The organism is Stenotrophomonas sp. 116085_Sma, from assembly GCF_056479585.1.
The window spans coordinates 4,261,464-4,284,690 of sequence record NZ_CM151057.1; the positions used below are offsets into that span (position 1 = coordinate 4,261,464).

Sequence of the window (23,227 nt, forward strand, 5' to 3'; positions counted from 1 at the left end):
AATGCGGCCGAGCATGGCTCGGCTCTACAGAGAGAAGGGTAAGTTACCCTGACCGTTCTACCGGAGACGCTGCATGACGCCCCGCTACGTGCTGGCCATCGACCAGGGCACCACCAGTTCGCGCGCGATCCTGTTCGACCGTGCTGGCGACGTCGTCGGCAGTGCGCAGCGCGAGTTCGCGCAGATCTTCCCGCAACCGGGCTGGGTCGAGCATGACCCGCGCGAGATCCTCACCAGCGTCTATGCCACGCTGACCGAACTGCTCACCCGCGAACAGATCGAACCGCGCCATATCGCCGCGCTGGGCATCACCAACCAGCGCGAGACCACCGTGGTCTGGGACCGCGCCACCGGCCAGCCGATCCACAATGCCATCGTCTGGCAGTCGCGGCAGAGCCACGCCATCTGCGAGCGGCTGAAGTCCGACGGGCATGAGGCACTGGTCCGCGAACGCACCGGCCTGCTGATCGACGCCTATTTCTCCGCTACCAAGGTGCGCTGGATCCTCGACCACGTGGAAGGTGCGCAGCAACGCGCCGAGCGTGGCGAGCTGCTGTTCGGCACCATCGACAGCTGGCTTGTGTGGAACCTCAGTGGCGGCCAGGCGCATGTGACCGACTACAGCAATGCCGCACGCACCCTGCTGTTCAACATCCACACGCTGGACTGGGATGACGACCTGCTGGCGCTGCTGGACATACCCCGCGCGATGCTGCCGCAGGTACGCGATTCCAGCGCGGTGTATGCGCACACCCGGCCGCAGTTCTTCTTCGACCACCCGATTCCGATCGCCGGCATCGCCGGAGACCAGCAAGCGGCGCTGTTCGGCCAGGCCTGCTTCCAGCCGGGCATGGTCAAGAACACCTATGGCACCGGCTGCTTCATGCTGATGCACACCGGCACGCAGGCGGTACGATCCCGTAACGGCCTGCTGACCACCATTGCCTGGGGCCTGGATGGCCGTGTGGAATATGCGCTGGAAGGCTCGATCTTCATCGCCGGCTCGGTGGTGCAGTGGCTGCGCGACGGCCTGCGCATGATCGACCGTGCCAGTGACAGCCAGGCATTGGCCGCGCAGGTGCCCGACAGTGGTGGCGCCTACCTGGTGCCGGCGTTCGTCGGCCTGGGCGCCCCCTATTGGCGCAGTGATGTGCGCGGCGCGATGTTCGGCCTGACCCGCGGCACCCGCAAGGCGCACTTCGTGCGCGCAGCGCTGGAGGCGATGGCGTACCAGACCCGCGATGTGCTCGACGCGATGCAGTCCGATGCGGGCATCGCGCTGACCGAACTGCGCGCCGACGGCGGTGCAATCGGTAATGACTTCCTGGCCGGCTTCCAGGCCGACATCCTCGGCGTGCCGCTGCTGCGGCCACGGTTGACCGAGACCACTGCACTGGGCGCGGCCTACCTGGCCGGTCTGGCAGTGGGGTTCTGGTCCAGCCGCGAGCAGATCGCCGCGCAATGGGGCCTGGACCGGCGCTTCGCGCCACAGATGGACGTGGCCCGGCGCGAGAAGCTGTATGCCGGGTGGCAGCAGGCCGTGGCGGCTACCCTCGCCTTCCACGTCGATTGAAACCGCGCCCCCCGTCCTGCTGCGACATCTGGGTTGACGCTGTAGAGCCGAACCATGCTCGGCTGCCGCTGTTGGGGCGCCGCAAAAAAGCAGAGCCGAGCGTGGGCTCGGCTCTACAGGGAAGGCAGTGTCGACCAAGGTCGACACCCACCATTCAAATCAACAAACCAGCCGCAATCAGAACGCCGGCAGCACCGCGCCCTTGTACTTGGTCTCGATGAAGGCCTTCACCTGCGGGCTGGTCAGGGCCTTGGCCAGCTTCTGCACGCGGGCGTCGTCCTTGTTGTCCGGCCGCGCGACCAGGAAGTTCACGTACGGCGAATCCTTGCTCTCGATCGCCAGCGCGTCCTGCGTCGGGTTGAGGCCGGCGTCCAGCGCGTAGTTGGTGTTGATCAGGGCCAGGTCGACCTGGTCCAGCACGCGCGGCAGCATCGCCGAGTCCAGCTCGCGGAACTTCAGGTTCTTCGGGTTGGCGATGATGTCGCGCTGGGTCGACAGGGCGTTGGTCGGATCCTTCAGCGCGATCACGCCGGCCTTGTGCAGCAGGATCAGCGCGCGGCTGTTGTTGCTCGGGTCGTTCGGGATCACTACGTCGGCGCCTTCGCGCAGCTCGGCCAGCGACTTGATCTTGCGTGAGTACGCACCGAACGGTTCGATGTGCACGCCGATCACCTTCACCAGGTCGGTCTTGCGGTCGCGGTTGTAGGCATCCAGGTACGGTTCGGTCTGGAAGTAGTTGGCGTCCACCTGCTTCTGCACCAGCTGGTCGTTGGGCTGCACGTAGTCGTTGAACACGCGCACGTCCAGGTCCACGCCTTCCTGCTTGAGGATCGGCTTGACCACCTCGAGGATCTCGGCGTGCGGCACGGCCGTGGCAGCCACCACCAGCTTCTGCGAGGGTTCGCCGGACTTGCCACAGGCGGTCAGGGCCAGCGCAGCGGCAAGCAGGGGCAGCAACAGGGTCTTCTTCATGGGCGGAGGGGTTCTCGGGGGGAGTGTCAGGATTTTTCGTAGTTGCTCAGGGCCAGCTCGAGCAGCGCCTTGGCCTGCTCGCGCAGCATCACCGGCTCGACGATCTCGGCATCCGAGCCGTAGTGCAGCACGTCCATCAGCAGCTCGCGGGAGACGCTGTACGGCACCTTCAGTTCATAGCGGCCATCGGCCAGGAAGCGGCCCTGCTGCTTGGAGTGCCAGTGCTCGTCGGCCACCCAGCGCGCGGCCTTGGCACTGAACAGGATGGTCGCCCAGCCCTTCGGTGCGCCGGAGAAGATGCCGTAGCTGGCACCCAGCTGCTCGTCCAGCTCGCTGTCGGCCACGTCGCGGGCAGTACTGTCGACCACCCGCGCCTTGTGGATGCGGTCCACGGCGAAGCTGCGCAGGGCTTCGCGGTCATGGTCCCAGGCATCCAGGTACCAGTTGTCGCGGTAATGGGTCAGGCGCTGCGGCGAGACGGTGCGCTTGGTCGGCTCGTCGGTGGAACGGGCACGGTACTCGAACGCCAGCTGGCGGCGCTCCAGCACCGCCGAGGCCACGCTGCGGAAGCTGCCTTCATCGAACTTGCGTCCGCGGTGCGGGATTACCCGCACACGGTCCACCGGCCAGTTGGAGACACCGGCCTGGGCTGCCAGCAGGCTCTCGATACGCTGCTGCAGCGGCGCCAGCACCGAGGACAGCACGCCGCCGCCGGTCCGCGCCAGCAGGTGCTGCGAGGCCAGCAGGGCATGCAGCTCCTCCGAGCTGAGCCACAGGCCGGGCAGCTCGAAGCGGTCGCTCTCGTCGGCCTGGTAGCGGAAGCCGGCCTCGCCGTCGCCCTCGATCGGTGCCATCAGCGCATCGCGCAGGAAGGCCAGGTCGCGGTAGACGGTGGCACGGGAACAACCGAGCTTGTCCTGCAGGGTCGCCACCGTCACCGGATAGCGCGCGGACTTGAGCAGACGATGCAGGGCGGTGATGCGTTCGTATCGGTCCATACCCCCGATTATGTCCGAGTCGCGGGTCTTGTGTGGGACGTTTGGGCTATCGTGGTCGCCCCCACCCCCATGGAACGCCCGATGCGCCGGTTGCCCGCCCTGTCCCTGCTGGCCTGCCTGCTGCTGGCTGCCTGCGATCGCGCGCCGGCGCCGGCCAGCACCGGAGCCCCCGTGCCCGCAGCAGATCCGGCGCAGGCCGTACTGGGCGCCAGCCAGCGCTTTGCGGCCCTGAATAGTTTCCATGCCGAGCTGGAGGTGCTGGGCGCACCGCAGCCGGTACGCAGCGCCATGGACTTCGTCGCCCCCGACCGCTTCCGGGTGCAGACCCCGGGCGGGCCGCAGACGATCATTGGCGACACCATGTTCCTGCAGGCCGACGGCGCGATCCGCCAGGTTCCCACCCCGCCGGGCCTGCTGGAGCAGTGGCGCAATCCATTGCCGGCCGACGCCCTGCCTGCCGACCTGCAGGCCGAGGATCTGGGCAGCCAATCGCTGGATGGGATCCAGACCCGTCACTACCGCCTGCGCGGCGCGCAGCCCGGCGAACGCCTGGAGTACTGGGTGGACGCCCAGGGCCTGCCGAGGCAGATCGTGCGCAGCGGCAACAGCAATGGCCGCAGTTTCCAGCTGCGCCTGCGCTATTCGCGCTTCAACGACCCGGCATTGCGTATCGATCTGCCCTGAATGGGCGTTCGCGGCAACGTCTGCTGAAGCGCGCCTTGGATCGATTCGGACCGCCATCACGCTTCCAGTATCATCACCGGCTGTCAACCGCTTCGGAGAAGCCCCGATGTCCCTGCGCGTGTCCCTGCTGATCCCCCTGCTGCTGTGCGCGCCGCTCGCGTATGCACAGGATGCCTCCGAACTGGCGGCGATGTCTTCGCCGTGGAGCGGCAGTGGCGGCGAGCTCGGCTTCGCCTCGGCACGCGGCAACAGCAGCACCGAGAGCTTCAACGGCCGCCTGCGCCTGCGCTACACCGACGGCGACTGGGTGCACAGCATGGACCTGGCCGGCCTGCGTTCCAGCTCCAAGGTGACCGAGACCCGCGACGACGGCACCACCACCCGCCGCAACAACACCACCGCCAACCGCTACACCGGCAGTGCCGGCAGCGCGCTGCAGCTGGGCGAGCACCGCCAGCTGACCGCGACGGTACGTACCGAGCGCGACGATTTCGCCACCTACGACCGCCAGAGCTCGTTCGGCCTGGGTTACGGCACCCGCCTGTGGAACACCGAGCGCTTCTCGTTCGACGCGCAGATCGGCCCCGGTGTGCGCCGCACCCACAGCACCGAGGACGACCGCACCCGCACCGGCATGATCGGCCGCGGCCTGTTCGACATGAAGTACTCGCTCACCGACAACACCGACCTGGTGAACACCCTGCTGGTCGAATCCGGTTCGTACAACACCTTCGGCCAGAACGACTTCGGCGTGTCGGTGAGCATGAACGAGCACCTGGCGCTGAAGGCCGGCTGGCAGGCGCGTTACAACAGTGACGTGGCCGAGGACAAGCGCAAGACCGATACGCTGACCACGATGAACGTGGTCTACAAGTTCAAGTAAGCAGAACGGGCGCCAAGGCGCCCGTTTCTCTTTCCCGGTAGGCGCCCACCTTGGTGGGCACGATCCAGCGACCTCAGACGTTCAACAGCTCGCCGGCGCCATCGTCCAGCAGCAGCTTCGCCACGCGCTGGCCCAGGCCTTCCGGGTCGCTGGCCGGACCCACGGCCTCGGCGCGCACCGCACGGCCGTCACTGGCGCTGCCGACCAGGCCCTGCAGGTGCAGGTCATCCCCCTGCCACTGCGCGACGGCCGCCACCGGCACGTGGCAGCTGCCATGCAGCGCGCGGTTCATCGCCCGCTCGGCTTCCACACAGGCACGCGTAGCTGCATCATCCAGATCGGCGAACAGCGCCATCAGGCGCGCGTTGCCGCCATCACACTCCACCGCTACTGCGCCCTGCGCCGGGGCCGGCAGCCACTGCGGCGGCTGCAGGCGCGCGACGATGCGTTCGCCCAGGCCCAGCCGTTCCAGCCCGGCCACCGCCAACACGATGGCGTCGTAGCCACCGTTGTCGAGCTTGGCCAGGCGGGTGTTGACGTTGCCGCGCAGGTCCAGCAGTTCCAGGTCCGGTCGCAGCGCGCGCAGCTGGGCCTGGCGGCGCAGTGACGACGTGCCGACCCGCGCACCGATCGGCAACGCGTCCAGCGAGGCATACAGATTGGAAACAAAGCCATCGGCCGGATCGTGGCGGGTCAGCATCGCCGGCAGCGCGAATGGCGCGTCCAGTTCCATCGGCACGTCCTTCAACGAATGCACCGCGCAGTCGGCCTCGCCACGCAGCATGGCCAGCTCCAGTTCCTTCAGGAACAGGCCCTTGCCACCGATGGCGGCCAGCGAGCGGTCGAGCACTTCGTCACCGCGGGTGCTCATCGGCACCAGTTCCACATGCAGGCCGGGGTGGGCCTGGCGCAGGCGGTCGGCGACGTGTTCGCTCTGCCAGAGGGCGAGCGGGCTCTTGCGGGTGGCGATGCGGACGGTTTCCATCCGGTCATTATCGCGCCTTCGGCGCGGATACGGCCAACGGCGGAGCCCCTCGTGGCTGGGGCTATCAAAGCAAAAGCCGTGCTTGGCCGGGGCGGCGGGGTCATGCGGGGACGCCGTGAACCCATCCGTGAAGTGCCCCCCGAGACTTGGACGGGGTCAGGCGGCCGATTGGGCCTGCTCCCGGTACTTTACCGGGCTCAGACCTTTCAGTTTCAGTTTGATGCGCTCTTCGTTGTAGTACTGGATGTATTCCACCAGCCCAGCCTCCAGACTCTCGATGCTGTCAAAGCTGTTCAGATAGAAGAACTCCGACTTCAACGTTCCGAAAAAGCTCTCCATTGCCGCATTGTCCAAACAGTTGCCACGCCGGGACATGCTTTGCTTCAACGAGTGCTTTTCCAGCATGTGCCGGTAGTTTTCATGCTGGTACTGCCAGCCCTGGTCAGAATGGATCATGGGGCGCTCATCCGGGGAAAGCTTGCTGATGGCCTCCTCCAGCATCTGACCCACCAGATCGAACACGGGCTGGCGCTTGATCTGATAAGCCACGATTTCACCGTTGTAGAGGTCCATGATCGGCGACAGGTACAGCTTCATGCCCTGCACCTTGAACTCGGTGACGTCGGTCACCCACTTCTGATTGGGTCGCTCGGCCTGGAACTCACGATTGAGATCGTTGCCAACCACAATATTGGCCGCCCCCTTGAAGGCCCGATAGCGCTTGACGCGCACGCGCGATTTCAGGCCCATCTCCCCCATCAGGCGCTGTACCCGCTTGTGATTGGTCCGATGGCCCTGATTGGCCAGTTCCAGCGTCACCGTGCGATAGCCATAGCGCCCTTGGCTCTGATCGTAGATTGCACGGATACGCTCACGCAGGTCTGCCTCGTCCTGATCCGGATGGGCCAGGACATGGTTCTGGTAATAGAACGTACTGCGCGACAGCCCTGCCGCTTCGAGCAGAAGCGACAGCGTATGAACCTGCCTCAATCCTTGGATGGCTTGCGCTTTGCGTCTTGCGCCGCCTGCTCTTCCCGGATCAAGGCATCGAGTTTTTTTAGGTAGTCGGTCTCCGCGCGCAGATAGGCGACTTCCTTGAGCAGCTCATCGCGGCTCATATCCTCAGGTGGCTTGGACGAACGGGTCTTTTTCATCGGCTTTCGGGGCGGCGGCAGGGGCGGTGCCAACGCTTGGGCACCGCCCTGAGCATACAGGCGCCGCCACTGCCCCACTGCGCCGGCATCACCAATCTGAAAGTAGGTGGTGGCCTCGCGCCCGGACATGCCGTCCTGGCTCATCTTCTCCAGGACAGCCAGCTTGAACGCGAGGTCATAGGACCGGGCCTGGCGGTGAAACCCGCGCCAACCGTGCAGCCGATAGGTCGCCACCCAGCGTCTGACCGTGGAGAACTCCAGGCTGTGGCGACGAGCAACGGCTTTGACCGATGTGGAGGTCTTGCAGGCCTCTTTGGCGACCTGCAGTTTGAAACGCGCGTCGTATCTGTTCATGTATCCCTCGGGGTTGGATCTGGCGTCCAACTCCCGGGGGTCACTTCACCGTGGGGGCTTGGCCGCGGCATCCATGCCGCGGACACCCCGCCTGACCCCACCGCCCCGACCTTTGACAGTTTCCGTGCGTGTCAGCCACGGAAGATCAAAAGAAAAAAGCAGAAGCAAAGGCAACAGCTGGCGGCTTCCGGGGTCAGATCCCTTTTCCGCAGGAAAAGGGATCTGACCCCTCTTTCCCACCCGACAACACCAACGCCTTTGCCGTCCGACGCAGGAGACAACGAGAGGGTTGGGCCGGGGTGGGGTGGCGGGATCGTTGGCGCCATGGATGGCGCCATCGAGCTTACAGGGATGTACTTGCAGCGTGTCCCGCCACCCCACCCCGGCCCGACCCAGCACGTAGCAACACCGAGCCATGAAACGCTGTTGCTGTTGCTGTTGCTGTTGCTGTTGCTTTCGATGTTGCTCGCAAGCAGTCGCGGCCGCAGGCCGCGCGGAACACTCACAGATGCCGCAGTTCCTGCTTCAACGTCGCCACGCAGCGGCGGCTGACTTCCAGCGGCTGCTTGCCATGCCGCAGTACCGCCTGCACCTGCCCGCCCGTACCACGGCGCAGCTCCACCAGCTCGTGACGCGCCACCAGGCAGTTGCGATGGATGCGGATGAAACGGCTGGCGAACTCCTCCTCCAGCGATTTCAGCGACTCCTCGATCAGGTCTTCGCCGCGCGCATGGTGCACCACCACGTACTTCTCTTCGGCCTGCAGGTAATGGATGTCGTCCAGCGGGATCAGCCGCAGGCTGCCACGCAGGCGTGCGCACAGCATGCTGCGGGCCTGCTGCCCGCCGCTGTCCTGGGGCTGGCCATCGCGGCCGGCCAGGAACGTGCGTGCGCGAGCGATCGCCGCGGCCAGGCGCTCGGCGCGGACCGGCTTCATCAGGTAATCGATCGCCGCCGCTTCAAAGGCCGACAGGGCGTGCGCGTCGTAAGCGGTGCAGAACACCACCGCCGGCCGTGGCTCGAAGCTGGCCAGGTGGCGCGCCGCCTCCAGGCCGTCCAGCCCGGGCATCGCGATGTCCAGCAGGACCAGGTCCGGCTGCAGCTCCGCGCACGCGTGCAGGGCCTGCTCGCCGTTGCCGGCCTCGGCCACCACGTCCACCCCGTCCTGCGCCGCCAGCAGGCTGCGCAGGCGCTCGCGCGCCAGCGGTTCGTCATCGGCGATGACTACCCTCACGATCGTCCCCTCACTGGATCGGCACTGTCACCTGGCAGGCATAGTAGCCCTCGCTCCAGCCAGCCGTCATCCGCGCGGCGCTGCCGAAGCGCCAGGCCAGCCGATGACCGATGCTGTGCTGGGCATGCCCGGCACCACGCGCCAGTGCCAGCCCCGGTGCCTGCGGATCCGGCGCGGGATTGCGCACCTGGATCTGCAGTTCATTGCCGTCGCGGTGCAGCTGCAGCTCGATGGTGCCGCCCTCGGGCAAGCGTGAAATGCCATGCAGCACCGCGTTTTCCACCAGTGGCTGCAGTACCAGCCTCGGCAGTGGCAGGTCCCACGGCAGCGGCTCGTCGCGTTGCCAGCGCACCTGCAGGCGTTCGCCCAGCCGCAGCGATTCAATCGACAGATAGCGCTCGGCCAGCTCGCATTCGTCGCGCAGGGTGGAGTCGCCCTCGCCCGCGCCCAGCGCGGCACGGAACAGGTCGGACAGGTCCAGCACCGCGCGTTCGGCCACCGCCGGATCGCGATGCAGCAGGCTGGCGATCAGGTTCATGCTGTTGAACAGGAAATGCGGGCGGATGCGCGCCTGCAGCGCGTCAGCCTGCGCGCGCGCGTTGGCCTGCACCTGCGCGGCCCAGCGATCGCTGACATAGAAGTAGCGCAGGGCCAGCGCGGCGATCAGTGCCGTGGTTGCCGCACTGCCGAGGGTGAAGCGCCAGAAGCTGATGCCGCGGGCGAAGTTGTCACCCAGTACCGCGTACAGCGCATGCACGATGCCAGCACAGATCACCGCGATCAGGGTCGCCAGCACGATCGCCGCGACAGCGCCCAGCATCTGCGGCAGCCTCGACAAAGCCTGCCGCAGCAGGCACAGGCTGGCGGTCACCGCCAGCGCCAGCCACAGCGCGAAGCCGCTGGCCGACAACAGCTCGCCGAAGGTCCAGTGGCGGCTGCCATCGGGCGCCAACGCCAGCACCACCACCACCAGCTCGGCCAGGCCGAGCATCGCCGCCAGCCGCGGCAGGCGGCACAGTTCCGGCATCCACGGCGGTGTGCTGGCGGGGGGCATGGCTCAGGCGGCGCCCAGCCGTTCCTGCAACCAGTTACCCAGCGCCTGGATCTCTTCGGCGCAGACCTGATGGGCCATCGGGTAGCTGTGCCATTCCACCTCCAGGCCCAACGCCTGCAGGGCCTGCGCGCTGTGTACGGCCACCGCCTGCGGAATCACCGGGTCGCTGCTGCCATGGGCCATGAACACCGGCACCTGCACCGCACCGTCAACGCGCTTGGCGCTCTGGGCTTCCGGCAGATAGGTGGACAGTGCGATCAGGCCAGCCAGTGGCGCGGTGCGCGACAGTGCGGCGGTGAGGATGATCGCGCCGCCCTGCGAGAAGCCGGCCAGGAAGATCTTCTCCGGCGCGATGCCGCGCTCGATCTCGCGTGCGATCAGCGCATCCAGCTGCTGCACCGATTCCTGTACGCCGGCCATGTCGGCACGCGAGCGGAAATCCATGCCGACGATGTCGTACCAGCCGCGCATCGGCACGCCGTTGTTGATCGTGATCGGCCGCACCGGTGCGTGCGGGAACACAAAGCGCAGCGCCGGCCAGTGCGGGCGCACCAGTTCCGGCACGATCGGCGCGAAGTCGTGGCCGTCGGCGCCAAGCCCGTGCAGCCAGATCACCGACCACTGCGGCGACGCGCCGGTCTCCTGTTCCACCGTTTGCAGCATGATGCGGCTCCTTCAAGTTCGAGCCGCATTATGCCGCTGGCGCAGGGCCATCAGTACAGCGGCGGTTGCTCGGCTGCTTCCCGGCGCAGCTGGGCGGCACGTACCAGCACCGGCGGCGGAATGTTCTCTTCGGGAATGTCGAGCAGGCCCAGGCGATGCAGGAAGGCCCCCGGTCCGCGCGAGGACGTCAGTGCCACTACCGGTACCGCCAGCACCATGCCGATCACCACCGGCGCCATCCACGCCGCCAGCGAGGGCGATACCACCCAGGCCAGCAGGCCCATGAAGGCACCGAACACGCCCAGCCCGCCGTAGCCGCGGATCAGGGCCATCCACGAGATGCCGCCATCGTCGCGCTGCTGTGCATCCCAGCCGGAATCACGGCCGGACAGCACTTCGGCCACGCCGCGCGACTGCACGTACATCACCACCGGCGCCATCAGCGCGGCCAGCACGGTCTCCACCAGCATCGACACGAAGGCACGGATCGCACCGCCGCAGCCGCGGCGGTCGACCGGGTCCAGCAACATCGCCAGGTAGCCCAGCACCTTGGGCAGCAGCAGCACCGCCATGGTCGCGGCGAACAGGCGTACCACCTGCTCCTCGTCCTGGGCACGCCAGTACACGCTGGGGGACAGGTGCAGCAGGGCGTTGAAGTCGATGCCTTCCTGGAACAGCGGAATGGCGATGCCGATCAGCATCAGCATCGCCCACATCGGCGCGGTGAAATAGTGGCCAATGCCGATCAGCATGTGCGTGCGGCTGATCCAGTGCAGGCCGCGGCTGCCGACCACCTTGCCGTGCTGCAGGTTGCCCTGGCACCAGCGGCGGTCGCGCACCAGCAGGTCGGTCAGCGTCGGCGGACCTTCTTCATAGCTGCCGCCCAGGTACGGCACCATGTGCGCAGCCCAGCCGCCACGCCGCATCAGCGCCGCTTCGACGAAATCGTGGCTGAGCACGTGGCCGCCGAACGGCTTGCGCCCCGGCAGCGCCGGCAGGCCGGCGTGGTCGGCGAAGGCACGGGTGCGGATGATCGCGTTGTGGCCCCAGTAGTTGCTCTCGGCGCCATGCCACCAGGCCACGCCACGGGCGATCACCGGGCCGTACACGCGCCCGCCGAACTGCTGCATGCGGGCGAACAGCGTGCGGCCGCCGATCACCGACGGCAGGGTCTGGATCAGGCCGACATCGGCGTTGTGTTCCATGCCGGCCACCAGGCGCACGATGCTGTCGCCGGTCATCAGGCTGTCGGCGTCCAGGATCAGCATCTGCGGGTAGGCGCCACCGAAGCGGCGCACCCAGTCGGCGATGTTGCCGGCCTTGCGCCCGCTGTTGTCGCCACGGCGGCGGTAGAACAGCCGCGTCTGGCCGTCCGGCACGCGGTCGCGCAGTTCGGCGAATACCTGCTCCTCGGCGCGTGCGATGTCCTCGCGCCGGGTATCGCTGAGCACGAAGAAGTCGAAGCGTTCGAGCTGGCCGGTGGCGGCCACTGACTCGTAGATCGCCTGCAGGCCCGCCAGCAGTCGACGCGGATCCTCGTTGTAGGTCGGCATCAGCAGCGCGGTGCGGCTGTGCACGGTCGGCAGCGGTTTGTCCGGGTCGATGCCGAGGCGATAGCCACGGTCGAACACGGCGGTCAGGAAGCCGGCCACGGCGCTGGCGAAGGACAGCGCGATCCAGGCGAACAGGCCGACGAACAGCACCAGCAGGCAGGCTTCCAGCACGCTGATGCCATTGGCCGACAGCACCCGCCACATCATGCGGGTGGCGATGGCGGTCATGGCCAGGGTGCCGCCGAAGATGTAGAACCGGCGCAGGCCGATCAGGCGTGGCGAGGTACGGTGCCGACGGACCTTCAGCGCGCCTTCGCGCAGGGTCTGTTCGGGCATCGGCAGCGGTGATTCGGCGGGCAGCAGCGCCCAGCCGGCGTCGAGCCGGGGCGCATCCGCGTCCGCGTGGATGGTTTGACCCCCCATCACCGCTTACTCCCCACGGTCGGCATGGCCGGCCGTCCCGGCCGGGCTGCATGCACGAAGGTTCCCGGCGCGCCTTCCCGGCGCCCGCACTTGTCCTGGCTGTGCCGGCCCTTGGCCGCACAGTCGCTGTCTGTCACTACCGGAACCCACACGATCTCCAACGGGGCGGAATCGAAAATGCGGCCCAGTCTAGGGCGCCGGATGTAAGCCGGGTGCGAAGGTCTACGCCGGGATTTATCCCCATTCAGCAAACAGCAGGCGATGGCGCGCCGAGCAGCGGGATGTCACTGCGTCACACCGGGTACTGGATCGTAACAAACGCGAACGGTTATCATTTCATTAACCAGGCAGGTCACCGTCTTCCGTACGGCCGAGACCCACCCAGCGGCGACGGTTCGAACCGCGCGCCCAACGACCCATGGAAGGGAGCTGCCTGCTGTGTGCGTGCGCCTGCTGCTTCCACCGGGTCTCCCTCCTCCGATGGAAGCCGTCATGTCCCAGCTGTTCCGTTCCCGTTCCGCGCGCCTGCCGCGCACCCGCCTGGCCAGTGCCCTGGCCACCGCCTGCCTGCTGGGCCTGCCCGGCCTTGCCGCCGCAGAGGCCAGCGCCGATGCCTCCACCAAGGATCTGGATACCGTGGTGGTCACCGCTTCGGGCAACCAGCAATGGATCAAGGATGCCCCGGCCAGCATCAGCGTGATCAGCCGCGAGGACATCGAGCGCCAGCCGGTGCACGACCTGGCCACCCTGCTCAGCCGCGTGCCCGGCGTGACCGGCGGCCTCAGCGCTGTCGGCGAGCAATCCAAGATCAAGCTGCGCGGCATGCCGTCCAACTACACGCTGGTGCTGGTGGACGGCAAGCGCATGGGCAGCTCGGCGTCGACCAACTACCGGCCGGACCTGGGCCGCCAGGATCTGAACTGGATTTCGCCCGACCAGATCGAGCGCATCGAAGTGGTGCGCGGGCCGATGTCATCGCTGTATGGCTCCGACGCCATGGGCGGTGTGATCAACATCATCACCCGGCGCATCGGCGATGAATGGAACGGCAGCGCGACGCACAGCTATACCCGCCCCGGCGACGGCAAGCGCGGTGACACCCAGCAGATCGGCGCCACCTTCTCCGGTCCGCTCGGCGAACGCTTCGGCCTGCGCATCGGTGCCAACAGCATGCGCCGCGACTCGGACCAGTCCAACGGGGGTGTCTACGGCAACGCCTATGCCGGCGAGAAGGACCGCAATGTCGACGCACTGCTGCAGTGGAAGCTCAGCGACGCGCAGGAACTGTCGCTGGAAGCCGGCCATGGCGTGCAGCAGGCCTTCATCGACGCCTCGCTGGAAAAGCAGGACGAAGGCGCCTGGGGGGCCAGCGAACTCAAGCGCAGTTCGCTGGCGCTCAACCACGATGGCAAGTGGAGCTTCGGCAATTCGAAGATCAGTGCGTACTGGACCGAGTACAAGAACGACATCGGTGCTACCGGCCGTTCCGAAGCAACCGATACGATCATCGAGGGCAGCCTGACCACGCCGTTCACCCTCGGCGTTGAACACCAGTTCGCCGTGGGCGGCCAGTGGAAGCGCCAGGAGCTGACCAACACCGACACCATCGGCCGCGCGCCGATCGACTATGCCGGCAATGCGGTCAGCGGCTCCGATCTGGAAGTGGATACCTGGGCCCTGTTCGTCGAAGACGAACTGAAGCTGCACCGCACCCTGGCGCTGACCCTGGGCGCTCGCCTGGACCACCATGAGAAGTTTGGTGGCCACGTCAGCCCGCGCGCCTACCTGGTCTGGCACCCGGCCGAACAATGGACGATCCGTGGTGGCATTTCCAAGGGCTTCCGCGCGCCCAGCCTGACCGAGAACTCCGCCACCGCCGCCACCCAGTCCGGTGGCCGTGGCTGCACCTCGCTGATCCCGCTGGGCTACACGCGCGGCGGCTGCTACATGGCCGGCAACCCGGACCTGGACCCGGAAACCAGTACCAACCGCGAGATCGGCATCAGCTTCGACAACGACCTGGTCGATGCCGGCCTGACCTACTTCCATACCGACTTCAGGAACAAGATCGAGTACGCCCCGCTGGGCAGGTTCAACGGCATCTGGTGGACGCGCATGAGCAACGTGCAGCGCGCGCGCACCAGCGGCATGGAGGGCAACCTCAATTTCCGCCTCGGCGAGCACTGGCGCTGGCGCACCTCGGCCACCTGGATGAAGGAAGCCAAGAACCTGACCACCGGCCGCAACCTGATCGACACCCCGGAATTCTCTGGCTATTCGTCGCTGGACTGGACGCCCGGCACGGTGTTTTCCAGCAGCCTGTCGGCGCAGTACACCGGCAAGCAGGCCGGCACGGCGACGACCTTCCTCAAGGCCTACACGCTGTATGACCTGACCGCGGCCTGGAACCTCAACGAGGTGCTGACCCTGCGTGGCGGTGTCAGCAACCTGGCCGACAAGAAGCTGTATGCGGAAGGCTCCACCGACTACTTCGTGGCCGGGCGCAGCTACTTCCTCAGCATGACCGCGCGGTTCTGAGCAGGAGCGTCCGCCGCGATCGCGCTGGCGACGGGCCAGCGCGATCGGCGGTGTTGCGGATTACTCGCTTTCCAGTGCGGCGGCGGGCGCCGCGCTCTGCGCAGCCGCCGTGCGTGCACGGTCCATCGCTACCGCCAGTTGCTGGCGTGCGAGCAGCTGTTGTGCCTGCACCACTTCAGGTGTCGGCAGGAGCACCGGTCCCGGTGCGTTTTCCGGTGTAGCAGGTGTGGTCATGCAACCTCCATGGACATCCCGCCACCGCACGGATTCAGCGGGTGCGGCAGCGGAACTGCGCACCCTATCCTAAAAACAAGGCGGGTGGGTGACGGTGCGCGCCCTGGCCGCAGGCCATTGCGCACTGAGCGTCACATTTTTGACGCCGCAGGGTAGCTTCCCGAACCGGCCACCCCGTATCATGTAAACGTTTTCCCACAAGGACGTGCACGTCAATGAACGCAGTCGACCTCTCCCGCTTCAGCCCGAAGTGGCAGTTCCGTTTCAACTTCTTCCAGCAGCACGGCGCACCCAAGGAACCGGGTTTCAAGCAGGCCTGGAAGGCGCTGTCCTTCGGCGACCGCCTGAAGGTCAACATCAACTTCTTCGCCTTCTTCTTCGGCTTCATCTACCTGCTCATCCTGGGCATGTGGCGCAAGGCACTGGTGGTGATCGGCATCGGCATCGTGCTGACCATCGTCTCGCTGTTCCTGCCGGATGTCGTCGCGCGTCCACTGTTCATCGCCATGAACTTCCTGGTTGCTTCAAGCACCAACTACAGCTACTACCTGGAGCAGGTGAAGGGTCGCGCCAGCTGGAACCCCTTCGAAGGGATGTTCTGAACCCAGGCCGTCACCGGACCTGGATCCGGTGCCCTGTGACCGGCTGAAACGAAAACGCCCGGCCTTGGCCGGGCGTTTTCATGTGCGCGTAGCGGACCTCAGGCCGCGCGGCGTGCCACGCCCACCGGCTCGGCCTGCAGGCGGAAGCGCGAGACCGCCACCGCCAGCTGCTCGGCCTGCTCTTCCATCGCGCGTGCCGCAGCACTGGCTTCCTCCACCAGCGCGGCGTTCTGCTGGGTGGTCTCATCCATCTGCACCACGGTCTGGTTGACCTGCTCGATGCCGGCCGACTGTTCGCGCGAGGCGGCCGAGATCTCGGCCATGATCTCGTTGACCCGCCCGACCTGGCCGACGATCTCCTGCATCGTGCGGCCGGCGCCGTGCACCAGCTGCGCACCGGCGCCGACCTGCGCCACCGAGGCGTCGATCAGCTCCTTGATCTCCTTCGCAGCGCCCGCCGAGCGCTGCGCCAGCGCGCGTACTTCGCTGGCGACCACGGCGAAGCCGCGGCCCTGCTCACCGGCCCGCGCGGCTTCCACCGCCGCGTTCAACGCCAGGATGTTGGTCTGGAACGCGATACCGTCGATCACCGAGATGATCTCGGCGATGCGCTGCGACGACGCTTCGATCTGCTCCATCGTCTGCACCACCTGGCTGACCACCTGGCCACCTTCGCTGGCAACGCCCGCTGCGGAGCCGGCCAGGGTGTTGGCCTGCAGCGCGTGGTCGGCGTTCTGGCGCACGGTGGAGGTCAACTCCTCCATCGACGCGGCCGTTTCTTCCAGGTTGGCCGCCTGCTGTTCGGTGGGGCGCGACAGGTCGCTGTTACCGGCAGCAATCTCACCCGCCGCCAGGCGGATGCTGGCCGCCGACTGCTGGATCTGCCCGACGATCCGGGTCAGCTGCTGCACGGTGCTGTTGGCATCATCGCGCATCACCGCGAACACACCGTGGAAGTCGCCCTGCATGCGCGCGCTCAGGTCGCCTGCGGCAATCGCGCGCAGCAGCGTCGACAGCTCGGCCAGGTTGTGGTCGCTCACCTCCATCATGGTGTTGAGGGTCTCCACCATGCGGCGGAAATCGTGATCGAAACGCTGGGCGTCGCCGCGTACAGCGAAGTCGCCGGCCGCCGCCGCGGCAGCCAGCTGCTGGATCTGCTCGTTGATCGCGGCCAAGTTGTGCTTGGTGGTGGCCATGGCGGCGGTGAACACCGCCTTCTCGCCCGGCAGTGCTTCCATGTCCACGCTGAGGTCACCTACGGCGTAGCGCTGCATCACCTCGACCAGGCGCTGGGTGACCGCATTGCTGGAGGCCACCAGCTGGTTGCTGTCGGCCACCATGCGGCCGTACTCGCCCGGGAACGCCGAGGCGTCCATGCGGTAGCTGAGCTCGCCGGCATCGTGGCGGCGCGCCATTTCCGCCTGCGCGGCCATCACCGCCTGCAGCTGGCCACGCATGCCCTGCATCGCCTCCAGCAAGCGGCCCACTTCATCGTTGCTGCGTGCCGGCAGCGTGCTGTCCAGCTTGCCGGCGGCCACGTCGCCCGCCACGCGCACGGCTTCGGCCAGCGGGCGTATCGCCAGGCGGCGCAGCAGCACGTAGACACCGGCGCTGAGGGTCAGCGCGGCCACCACGCCAACCAGCAGCGTCAGCCACAGCAGCTGACGGGCCTCGGCAACGATCACCGCATGCGGCATCACCACGCCCAGCGCGAAGCGCTGCGGGGCGTCGCCCACGCGCAGCGGCACGTACACGCGTACGTTGCCGGCCGCGTCCGGGGTGAAGGCTTCAAACCTGCGGTCGGCGGCAATGTCGGCCAGCATGCTGCGGGTCAATGCGTCGCTGCGCGGCTTGCCGATCTCGGCCGCATTGGCCGATGCCAGCACTACGCCCTTGGGCGAAAGCAGTTCGACGCGGCCGGCGCCCATCGGCGTCAGCGTCGCCAGATGCTTCTGCAGCGCCGCCAGCGAGAAGTCCACGGTGAACACACCGAGGAACCTGCCGTTTTCCACGATCGGCGTGCTCAACGTGCTCATCAGCACCTGCTGGCCGGCGATGTCGTAGGCGTAGGGCTCGCTGACCTTGGGCAGCTTGTCGCGGCTGGGCACCACGTACCAGTCGGCCGAACCGTCGGCGGCTTCGGTGTAGTCGGTCATGGTCGACTGCTGCGGCTTGCCGTCATGCCAGGCCCAGTAGCTCATGTAGCGGCCGCTGGCATCGTGCATCTCGGTATTGGCGAACTCGGCATCCTTGCCATCGAAGGCATCGGCCTCCCACATGGTGCTCTTGCCCAGCCATTCCGGATGGGTACGCAGCTGCTCACCGAGCACGGCCGCCAGGCTGGCGCGATCAGGCACGTCACCCCGCGCACGCTGGGCCAGCACGGCTTCAACCATCGCATCGTTGCTGGCGAACGCCGTGCCCAGGTCGGCGGCGACCTGGCGCGCTTCGGCATTGGCCTCGCTGGTCATGGTCTGGCGCGAGGCATCGATCAGGCTGGCGCTGGCCTGGCGATAGATCAGGAACGCCGTCAGGCCGAAGCACAGCAGCGCGATGGTAGCGGTGCCCAGCATCAGCTTGTGGGCGATGCTGCCCGGACGGCGGGCAGCGGCGGAACGGGAAGAAGGCATGGAGGGGTCCGCAAGGCAGTTCAGGACGACCGGCACCGCGAGGGCACCGCGCAGGTGCGCGATCCGTCGCGCAGGCCACCGGCCGCCGGGACCCGCCCGGCGCTGGAAGCGCACCGGGTTAGCGGCCGCCTGCCAACGAGGTTGAGGCGACCGCCCTACACATTCCTGAATGCACTCAGGGACGGGACAGGAACCCGCCCCGGCGTCCCCTATTCGGCCACCCGATCCTTGATCCACTCCGCGCGTGGCAACACCTCGATGCTGCCTGCGGCGTACTGCTGCAGCACGGCGTCCGGCCCGAAACGCGGCTGCCACCCCAGCTCCCTGCGGATGCGGGCGCTGTCGTAGACGCGGTCAACGCTCAGCGGCAACGGCCAGCCGCGGCGCTCGAACTCGGCCAGCAGCTGCGGCACGCGCCGGGCCAGTACGTTGCGCGGCTGGGTGGCAAGTTCCAGGCAATCCTCGCGCCGGAACGGGGTTGCCGCGCAGGCGATGTAGCGGGCGAAGGCTGGCCCCTCGTCCAGCAGCAGCGCGGCATGGGCACTGGCCACGTCACGGGCGTCGATCCCACGATGCAACCGGAACATCGCCATCCGTTCCGGCGGTTCCGGGAAGCAGCGCCCCATCCGCAGCACGCGCACGCCGAAGTCCGGTGCGGCCGCAGCTTCAGCCAGGGCCTCGGCCTGCAGCTTGCTGCGGTGGTAGATCGTTCGCGGCAACGGCTCGGTATCCTCATCGATCCAGCGGCATCCTCCTGCCACCACTGCGTGGCCGTACAGCGCAGTGGTACTGGTCAGCACGAACCGCCGTGCACCTGCCTCTCGCGCCGCCTGCAGCAGGTGCGCAGTGGCGTCCACGTTGATCTGCTGGAACACCGCATCCGGTACCAGGCCAACGTGCGGGGCATGCAGGGCCGCGGTATGGATGACCGCGTCGACACCCTGCACCGCGCGCACGACGGCTTGATGATCGGTGACATCGGCAATGATGCGCGTGGTGGCAAACGGGCTGCGATCCAGGCCCACCACTTCATGGGCAGCCGCCAACGCACCGAAGATCGCGCGCCCGATCCGCCCGGAACTGCCGGTCAACAGAATCTTCATTGAGTCCATTCACTCGAAGCGCCCGGGAACTACCGGGATGCCTCGATTCTAGGCATGCGACAACGCATCTGCGATAGCGCGAACGTACAACTGTGCGTTCATCTTGACGACTTCGGCGGCGCCAGCAGTTGACGCGCGATGAACAGCGGGTCGTCACCGCCTGCAACGTCAGGCACGACACCGGTCCGTTCCCAGTTGCCGCCCGTGCGCAGATTGATCGGTTGCCGGTCCGGAATGCTGATCTGATAGCCATCGGGCAGCAGCACAGGATCATCGAACATATGTGCGGCGCCACCACTGCGACCGCCGACGATGCGCGCACGTCCCTGGGCCTGCAGCGAATACGCCACGAACTCGGCCGCCGAGCCCGTGCGGCGGTCGACCAGTATCACCAGCGGCTTCAGGTACAGCGGAAGGCTTGCTGGCGGCAGTGGTACCGGAGTACGCCGGCCACGTTGCTCCAGCACCTGCACCGCGGTGACACCCGACTCCAAGAGGGTACGCACCAGCAGGTCCGCGCTGCCATCATCTCCGCCCCCGTTCTGGCGCAGATCCAGCACCAGGCCCTGGGTATCGGCCAGCAGGGTGAACGCTGCCACCAGCCTGGGCCGTGCCAGATCGAGCGGATAGAAGGTGCTCAGCCGCAGGTAACCGATGTTGCCTTCCAGCACCCGCACCTCGCGCACGCCCGCACCATTGCTGCGTGCATCCGCACGCCAGGCCATCAGCCAGTCGTCCTGGCCGGCGCTGGCATCCACCCGCTCGACATGGAAGTGGCCGTCGAACACGTCCAGATCCTGGTTCAGGCGCGCACTGAAGCCCTTGGGGTCCGTGCAGCTGTCCACATAGCGCTGCTGCCTCGACCAGTCACGCAGTGCATCGGCGATGCGCGCGCCTTCGGCCACGTCCAGGTAGTGCGCCTCTATTGCCGTAGCCGCCGCCTGCAGCACTGTGTCCTGGGCCGGGCAGGACGCCGCCAGCAGCGCGCCCAGCATCCACGAAACCGCCATGACCGCCCCCGCGTTGATGATATATAAGCACTTATATATCATTACGGCCATGGATCTCCAACATGCCAGCCTGGGCACCCTGTTGCGCGCCCTGCTCGATCAGCTCGACCCGGCGGTCGAGCAGGCCTATCGCGACCTGCAACTGGACTACCGGCCGCGGTACACCCCGGTGCTGCGCACGCTGATGGCGCAGGGCCCCTGCCGCATCAAGGACCTGGCGCTGGCCTGCGGGCTCAGCCATTCGGCGCTCAGCCAGACGGTAGCTGCGATGGTGCGCGATGGCTGGCTGCACGCCGTCATCGGCGAAGACAGCCGTGAGCGCATCCTGCAGCTGAGCCCGCACGCACTGCAGGCACTGCCGGCGCTGCAGGCGCAATGGCAGGCCACCGCACGCGCCGCACGCAGCCTCGATGCGGATCTCGGCCAGTCATTGGAGCAGGTGCTGCGCGAGGCACTGCAGGTTCTGGAGCAGCGGCCATTCGCGCAACGCCTGCGCGACGCCCGCCGGCGCTGACACTGCGCCGGTGCCTCACCTCTTCGCCGACGGCATCTCCCGCTGCGTTCGCCGGTAAGGCCACGCCATCAACCGCGTGCGCACGTGGCGTGAAGGCCATGGCGAGGATGGCGACCTGGACTTAGCACATGATGGCCAAGCATGGGCGCTGCCGTTGACGACGGCGCCGACCCTGCAGCAGGAGAGTCCCATGACCGACCAGAATCACCGCTCCAACCGGGGCTTCGCCTCGATGGACCAGGACAAACAGCGCGCGATCGCCGCCAAGGGCGGGCGCGCGGCGCACGCCTCCGGCAACGCGCACGAGTTCAGCCCCGACGAAGCGCGTGCTGCAGGCCGCAAGGGCGGCGAAGCGATCAGCCGCGACCGGCAGCACATGGCCGCAATCGGACGCGAAGGCGGGCACGCACGCCACGCCAATGCACGCCAGCAACAGCAGCAGATCGAGCACGGTGCAGAGGATCCACACCCCCAGCAGCGGTGAACCCCGCACGATCAGGCCGGGGCACGCTGCCGATACAGCCCAAGCGCCACAAGCAGGGCCAGCGCACCCGCAGCCGCCATCGCCCAACCGAACCCGCTGGCCATCGCACTGCGGTACCAGGCCAGCACCTGCGGCGTGGTGTGCATCGAGCCGGGGTGCAGGATCAGTTCACGCGCCTGCGCAACAAGCCGCTGCTGACCTGCGGCCTGCGCGGAAGCGGTGAACTGCTGTACGGCACGCTGGCCCATCAGGCTGCCCAGCAACGCGATGCCCAGGCTCATGCCTGCCTGGCGCAGCGCGTTCATCGTGGCTGAGGCAATACCCGCGCGTTCGGCCGGTGCGTTGTTCATGATTGCCATGCCGGTCGCTGGCACTGCCAGCCCCATTCCGATGCCAAGCAGCATCAGCACGGCACCGGCATAAGCGCGCGACGTAGCCGGTTCGAACGTGGCCATCACGCACAGCGCCCCCCCGGCCAGGGCGTAGCCCATCACCAGCGCGGCGTGCAGGCCGAGGTGGGCGACCAGACGACCGAACAGCAGCGAGACGACACCCATCAACAGGAACTGAGGAGCCAGCTGTGCGCCCGCCGCCGCGGCGCTGTGGCCCTGTGCCTGCTGGAAGAACAGCGACAGGAAGAACAGGCTCGCATAGGCGGTGAAGCCCAGTACGAAAGAGGCCAGGTTGAGCATGCCGAAGCGGCGGTCGGCAAACAGGTCCAGCGGCAGCAGTGGGCGTGCTACCCGCCGTTCGACGATGCCGAACAGGATCAGCCCGGCAGTTGCGGCGCCCAGCGCCAGAAGCGTCACCCGGGACAGCAGGCCATGCTCGCCGATCGCGATCAGGCCATAGCACAGCGCGCCCAGCGCGACGATGCTGAGCAGCTGCCCGGCCGGATCCAGCGCGGCGTGCTGCGGGTGGCGTCGCTCGGCAATGCCCCAGGCGCCAAGCACAAGCGCCAGCAGCCCCAAGGGCAGGTTGATCAGAAAAATGCTGGGCCAACCGGCGCGCTGCACCAGTGCACCGCCCAGCAACGGGCCGAGCACCAGTGCCAACGCGCTGAAGGCGGACCAGCCACCGATAACGCGCGCACGCTGGCCTGGATCGGGAAATGCGTGACTCAGGATCGGCATCGCACTGGGAATCAACAGCGCGCCTGCCACGCCCTGCACCGCGCGGCCGGCGACCAGGGTCGAAAGGTCCTTGGCGCAGGCGCACAGCAGCGAGCCCAGGGTGAAGGTGGCGACGCTCAGCAGCCACATCCGCCGATGACCATAGCGATCCCCCAACGGACCGGCTGACAGCATCAGCGCCGACAGTGCGATCGCATAGGCGTTGATCACCCACTGCAGGCCTGCCATGTCGGTCCGTAGCGCCTGCTGCAGGGTTGGCAGGGCCACGTTGACGATGCTGATGTCCAGCGAAGCGAGGAACGTACCGAGGTAGGCCGCCATCACCAGGGCGGGCCGTTGGAGGCGTTTCATGCGTGGATCCCGGGGGAGGATGTGCGCGCATCCTAGCGACTGACTGACCGTCGGTCAATGACCGACGGTCAGTCAATACGAAGAGGCCGCTAGAATGG

20 protein-coding genes are annotated in these 23,227 nt (G+C 67.2%); 7 read left to right on the forward strand and 13 right to left on the reverse strand.

What is annotated here, in order from left to right:
• Positions 1-73: 73 nt before the first annotated feature.
• Positions 74-1,573 carry a glycerol kinase GlpK gene (gene glpK, locus ACZK0Z_RS19710; protein WP_197632734.1) on the forward strand — a complete coding sequence of 500 codons (1,500 nt, stop codon included), beginning with the start codon at positions 74-76 and terminating at the stop codon, positions 1,571-1,573.
• 177 nt (positions 1,574-1,750) lie between these two features.
• Here the strand turns inward: glpK and ACZK0Z_RS19715 are convergent, their stop codons facing one another.
• Positions 1,751-2,545, reverse strand: coding sequence for a MetQ/NlpA family ABC transporter substrate-binding protein (locus tag ACZK0Z_RS19715; protein WP_049429097.1), 795 nt, complete (start codon positions 2,543-2,545; stop codon positions 1,751-1,753).
• A gap of 26 nt (positions 2,546-2,571) precedes the next feature.
• On the reverse strand, positions 2,572-3,543 hold the full coding sequence (locus ACZK0Z_RS19720) for a helix-turn-helix transcriptional regulator (RefSeq protein WP_005411144.1): 972 nt from the start codon (positions 3,541-3,543) through the stop codon (positions 2,572-2,574).
• Between the two features lie 81 nt (positions 3,544-3,624).
• On the opposite strand from ACZK0Z_RS19720, the gene ACZK0Z_RS19725 reads away from it, so the two are divergent.
• Both ACZK0Z_RS19725 and ACZK0Z_RS19730 read left to right on the forward strand, forming a co-directional pair.
• A complete protein-coding gene (locus tag ACZK0Z_RS19725; RefSeq protein ID WP_197620388.1) occupies positions 3,625-4,227 on the forward strand; it encodes a hypothetical protein in 603 nt (200 codons plus the stop codon).
• A 106-nt stretch (positions 4,228-4,333) separates the two neighbouring features.
• Complete coding sequence (locus ACZK0Z_RS19730; RefSeq protein WP_005411146.1) at positions 4,334-5,110, forward strand: DUF481 domain-containing protein; 777 nt, start codon at positions 4,334-4,336, stop codon at positions 5,108-5,110.
• Between the two features lie 73 nt (positions 5,111-5,183).
• Here ACZK0Z_RS19730 and hemC read toward each other — a convergent pair whose 3' ends face one another.
• The 6 genes from hemC to mdoH form a co-directional block, all read right to left on the reverse strand.
• Entirely contained in the window at positions 5,184-6,095 is a 912-nt protein-coding gene (gene hemC / locus ACZK0Z_RS19735) for a hydroxymethylbilane synthase (RefSeq protein ID WP_197620390.1), read from the reverse strand.
• Between the two features lie 156 nt (positions 6,096-6,251).
• A protein-coding gene (locus ACZK0Z_RS19740; protein ID WP_197633811.1) for an IS3 family transposase occupies positions 6,252-7,603 on the reverse strand; the annotation gives its coding sequence in 2 pieces (ribosomal slippage) (positions 6,252-7,156 and positions 7,156-7,603; 1,353 coding nt in all).
• Between the two features lie 502 nt (positions 7,604-8,105).
• Positions 8,106-8,837: a LytR/AlgR family response regulator transcription factor gene (locus ACZK0Z_RS19745; RefSeq protein WP_012481330.1), complete on the reverse strand. Its 732-nt coding sequence runs from the start codon at positions 8,835-8,837 to the stop codon at positions 8,106-8,108.
• A 10-nt stretch (positions 8,838-8,847) separates the two neighbouring features.
• The gene (locus ACZK0Z_RS19750) at positions 8,848-9,891 is read right to left on the reverse strand and encodes a sensor histidine kinase (protein ID WP_180849008.1); all 1,044 of its coding nucleotides are present in this window, start codon (positions 9,889-9,891) and stop codon (positions 8,848-8,850) included.
• Positions 9,892-9,894: 3 nt separating this feature from the next.
• On the reverse strand, positions 9,895-10,554 hold the full coding sequence (locus ACZK0Z_RS19755) for an alpha/beta hydrolase (protein WP_080355019.1): 660 nt from the start codon (positions 10,552-10,554) through the stop codon (positions 9,895-9,897).
• 50 nt (positions 10,555-10,604) lie between these two features.
• On the reverse strand, positions 10,605-12,530 hold the full coding sequence (mdoH, locus tag ACZK0Z_RS19760) for a glucans biosynthesis glucosyltransferase MdoH (protein ID WP_049429463.1): 1,926 nt from the start codon (positions 12,528-12,530) through the stop codon (positions 10,605-10,607).
• 492 nt (positions 12,531-13,022) lie between these two features.
• Between mdoH and ACZK0Z_RS19765 the strand changes: the two genes are divergently transcribed.
• Entirely contained in the window at positions 13,023-15,068 is a 2,046-nt protein-coding gene (locus ACZK0Z_RS19765) for a TonB-dependent receptor domain-containing protein (protein WP_197632479.1), read from the forward strand.
• A gap of 60 nt (positions 15,069-15,128) precedes the next feature.
• On the opposite strand, the gene ACZK0Z_RS19770 is transcribed toward ACZK0Z_RS19765, so the two are convergent.
• Positions 15,129-15,302 (reverse strand): hypothetical protein, encoded by a 174-nt coding sequence (locus ACZK0Z_RS19770; protein ID WP_180849012.1) that lies wholly within the window; start codon positions 15,300-15,302, stop codon positions 15,129-15,131.
• 215 nt (positions 15,303-15,517) lie between these two features.
• Between ACZK0Z_RS19770 and ACZK0Z_RS19775 the strand changes: the two genes are divergently transcribed.
• A complete protein-coding gene (locus tag ACZK0Z_RS19775) occupies positions 15,518-15,904 on the forward strand; it encodes a DUF2628 domain-containing protein (protein WP_197632480.1) in 387 nt (128 codons plus the stop codon).
• Positions 15,905-16,002: 98 nt separating this feature from the next.
• Here ACZK0Z_RS19775 and ACZK0Z_RS19780 read toward each other — a convergent pair whose 3' ends face one another.
• The 3 genes from ACZK0Z_RS19780 to ACZK0Z_RS19790 all read right to left on the reverse strand — a co-directional run bounded on the left by ACZK0Z_RS19780 (position 16,003) and on the right by ACZK0Z_RS19790 (position 20,647).
• Complete coding sequence (locus ACZK0Z_RS19780) at positions 16,003-18,534, reverse strand: methyl-accepting chemotaxis protein (protein ID WP_478449278.1); 2,532 nt, start codon at positions 18,532-18,534, stop codon at positions 16,003-16,005.
• Between the two features lie 209 nt (positions 18,535-18,743).
• The gene (locus tag ACZK0Z_RS19785; RefSeq protein WP_005414561.1) at positions 18,744-19,637 is read right to left on the reverse strand and encodes an NAD-dependent epimerase/dehydratase family protein; all 894 of its coding nucleotides are present in this window, start codon (positions 19,635-19,637) and stop codon (positions 18,744-18,746) included.
• Positions 19,638-19,735: 98 nt separating this feature from the next.
• A complete protein-coding gene (locus ACZK0Z_RS19790; RefSeq protein ID WP_049429459.1) occupies positions 19,736-20,647 on the reverse strand; it encodes a S41 family peptidase in 912 nt (303 codons plus the stop codon).
• A 49-nt stretch (positions 20,648-20,696) separates the two neighbouring features.
• Between ACZK0Z_RS19790 and ACZK0Z_RS19795 the strand changes: the two genes are divergently transcribed.
• Complete coding sequence (locus tag ACZK0Z_RS19795; protein WP_049429458.1) at positions 20,697-21,161, forward strand: MarR family winged helix-turn-helix transcriptional regulator; 465 nt, start codon at positions 20,697-20,699, stop codon at positions 21,159-21,161.
• A gap of 190 nt (positions 21,162-21,351) precedes the next feature.
• Complete coding sequence (locus ACZK0Z_RS19800) at positions 21,352-21,645, forward strand: KGG domain-containing protein (protein ID WP_049429457.1); 294 nt, start codon at positions 21,352-21,354, stop codon at positions 21,643-21,645.
• 11 nt (positions 21,646-21,656) lie between these two features.
• Here ACZK0Z_RS19800 and ACZK0Z_RS19805 read toward each other — a convergent pair whose 3' ends face one another.
• On the reverse strand, positions 21,657-23,129 hold the full coding sequence (locus ACZK0Z_RS19805; protein WP_049429456.1) for an MFS transporter: 1,473 nt from the start codon (positions 23,127-23,129) through the stop codon (positions 21,657-21,659).
• Positions 23,130-23,227: the final 98 nt, after the last annotated feature.

Bases quoted from the DNA above. Each gene is read 5' to 3' on its own strand.
- glpK (WP_197632734.1), top strand. From the start codon at position 74: ATGACGCCCCGCTACGTGCTGGCCATCGACCAGGGCACCACCAGTTCG.
- ACZK0Z_RS19715 (WP_049429097.1), bottom strand. From the start codon at position 2,545: ATGAAGAAGACCCTGTTGCTGCCCCTGCTTGCCGCTGCGCTGGCCCTG.
- ACZK0Z_RS19720 (WP_005411144.1), bottom strand. From the start codon at position 3,543: ATGGACCGATACGAACGCATCACCGCCCTGCATCGTCTGCTCAAGTCC.
- ACZK0Z_RS19725 (WP_197620388.1), top strand. From the start codon at position 3,625: ATGCGCCGGTTGCCCGCCCTGTCCCTGCTGGCCTGCCTGCTGCTGGCT.
- ACZK0Z_RS19730 (WP_005411146.1), top strand. From the start codon at position 4,334: ATGTCCCTGCGCGTGTCCCTGCTGATCCCCCTGCTGCTGTGCGCGCCG.
- hemC (WP_197620390.1), bottom strand. From the start codon at position 6,095: ATGGAAACCGTCCGCATCGCCACCCGCAAGAGCCCGCTCGCCCTCTGG.
- ACZK0Z_RS19750 (WP_180849008.1), bottom strand. From the start codon at position 9,891: ATGCCCCCCGCCAGCACACCGCCGTGGATGCCGGAACTGTGCCGCCTG.
- ACZK0Z_RS19755 (WP_080355019.1), bottom strand. From the start codon at position 10,554: ATGCTGCAAACGGTGGAACAGGAGACCGGCGCGTCGCCGCAGTGGTCG.
- mdoH (WP_049429463.1), bottom strand. From the start codon at position 12,530: ATGGGGGGTCAAACCATCCACGCGGACGCGGATGCGCCCCGGCTCGAC.
- ACZK0Z_RS19765 (WP_197632479.1), top strand. From the start codon at position 13,023: ATGTCCCAGCTGTTCCGTTCCCGTTCCGCGCGCCTGCCGCGCACCCGC.
- ACZK0Z_RS19770 (WP_180849012.1), bottom strand. From the start codon at position 15,302: ATGACCACACCTGCTACACCGGAAAACGCACCGGGACCGGTGCTCCTG.
- ACZK0Z_RS19775 (WP_197632480.1), top strand. From the start codon at position 15,518: ATGAACGCAGTCGACCTCTCCCGCTTCAGCCCGAAGTGGCAGTTCCGT.
- ACZK0Z_RS19780 (WP_478449278.1), bottom strand. From the start codon at position 18,534: ATGCCTTCTTCCCGTTCCGCCGCTGCCCGCCGTCCGGGCAGCATCGCC.
- ACZK0Z_RS19785 (WP_005414561.1), bottom strand. From the start codon at position 19,637: ATGAAGATTCTGTTGACCGGCAGTTCCGGGCGGATCGGGCGCGCGATC.
- ACZK0Z_RS19790 (WP_049429459.1), bottom strand. From the start codon at position 20,647: ATGGCGGTTTCGTGGATGCTGGGCGCGCTGCTGGCGGCGTCCTGCCCG.
- ACZK0Z_RS19795 (WP_049429458.1), top strand. From the start codon at position 20,697: ATGGATCTCCAACATGCCAGCCTGGGCACCCTGTTGCGCGCCCTGCTC.
- ACZK0Z_RS19800 (WP_049429457.1), top strand. From the start codon at position 21,352: ATGACCGACCAGAATCACCGCTCCAACCGGGGCTTCGCCTCGATGGAC.
- ACZK0Z_RS19805 (WP_049429456.1), bottom strand. From the start codon at position 23,129: ATGAAACGCCTCCAACGGCCCGCCCTGGTGATGGCGGCCTACCTCGGT.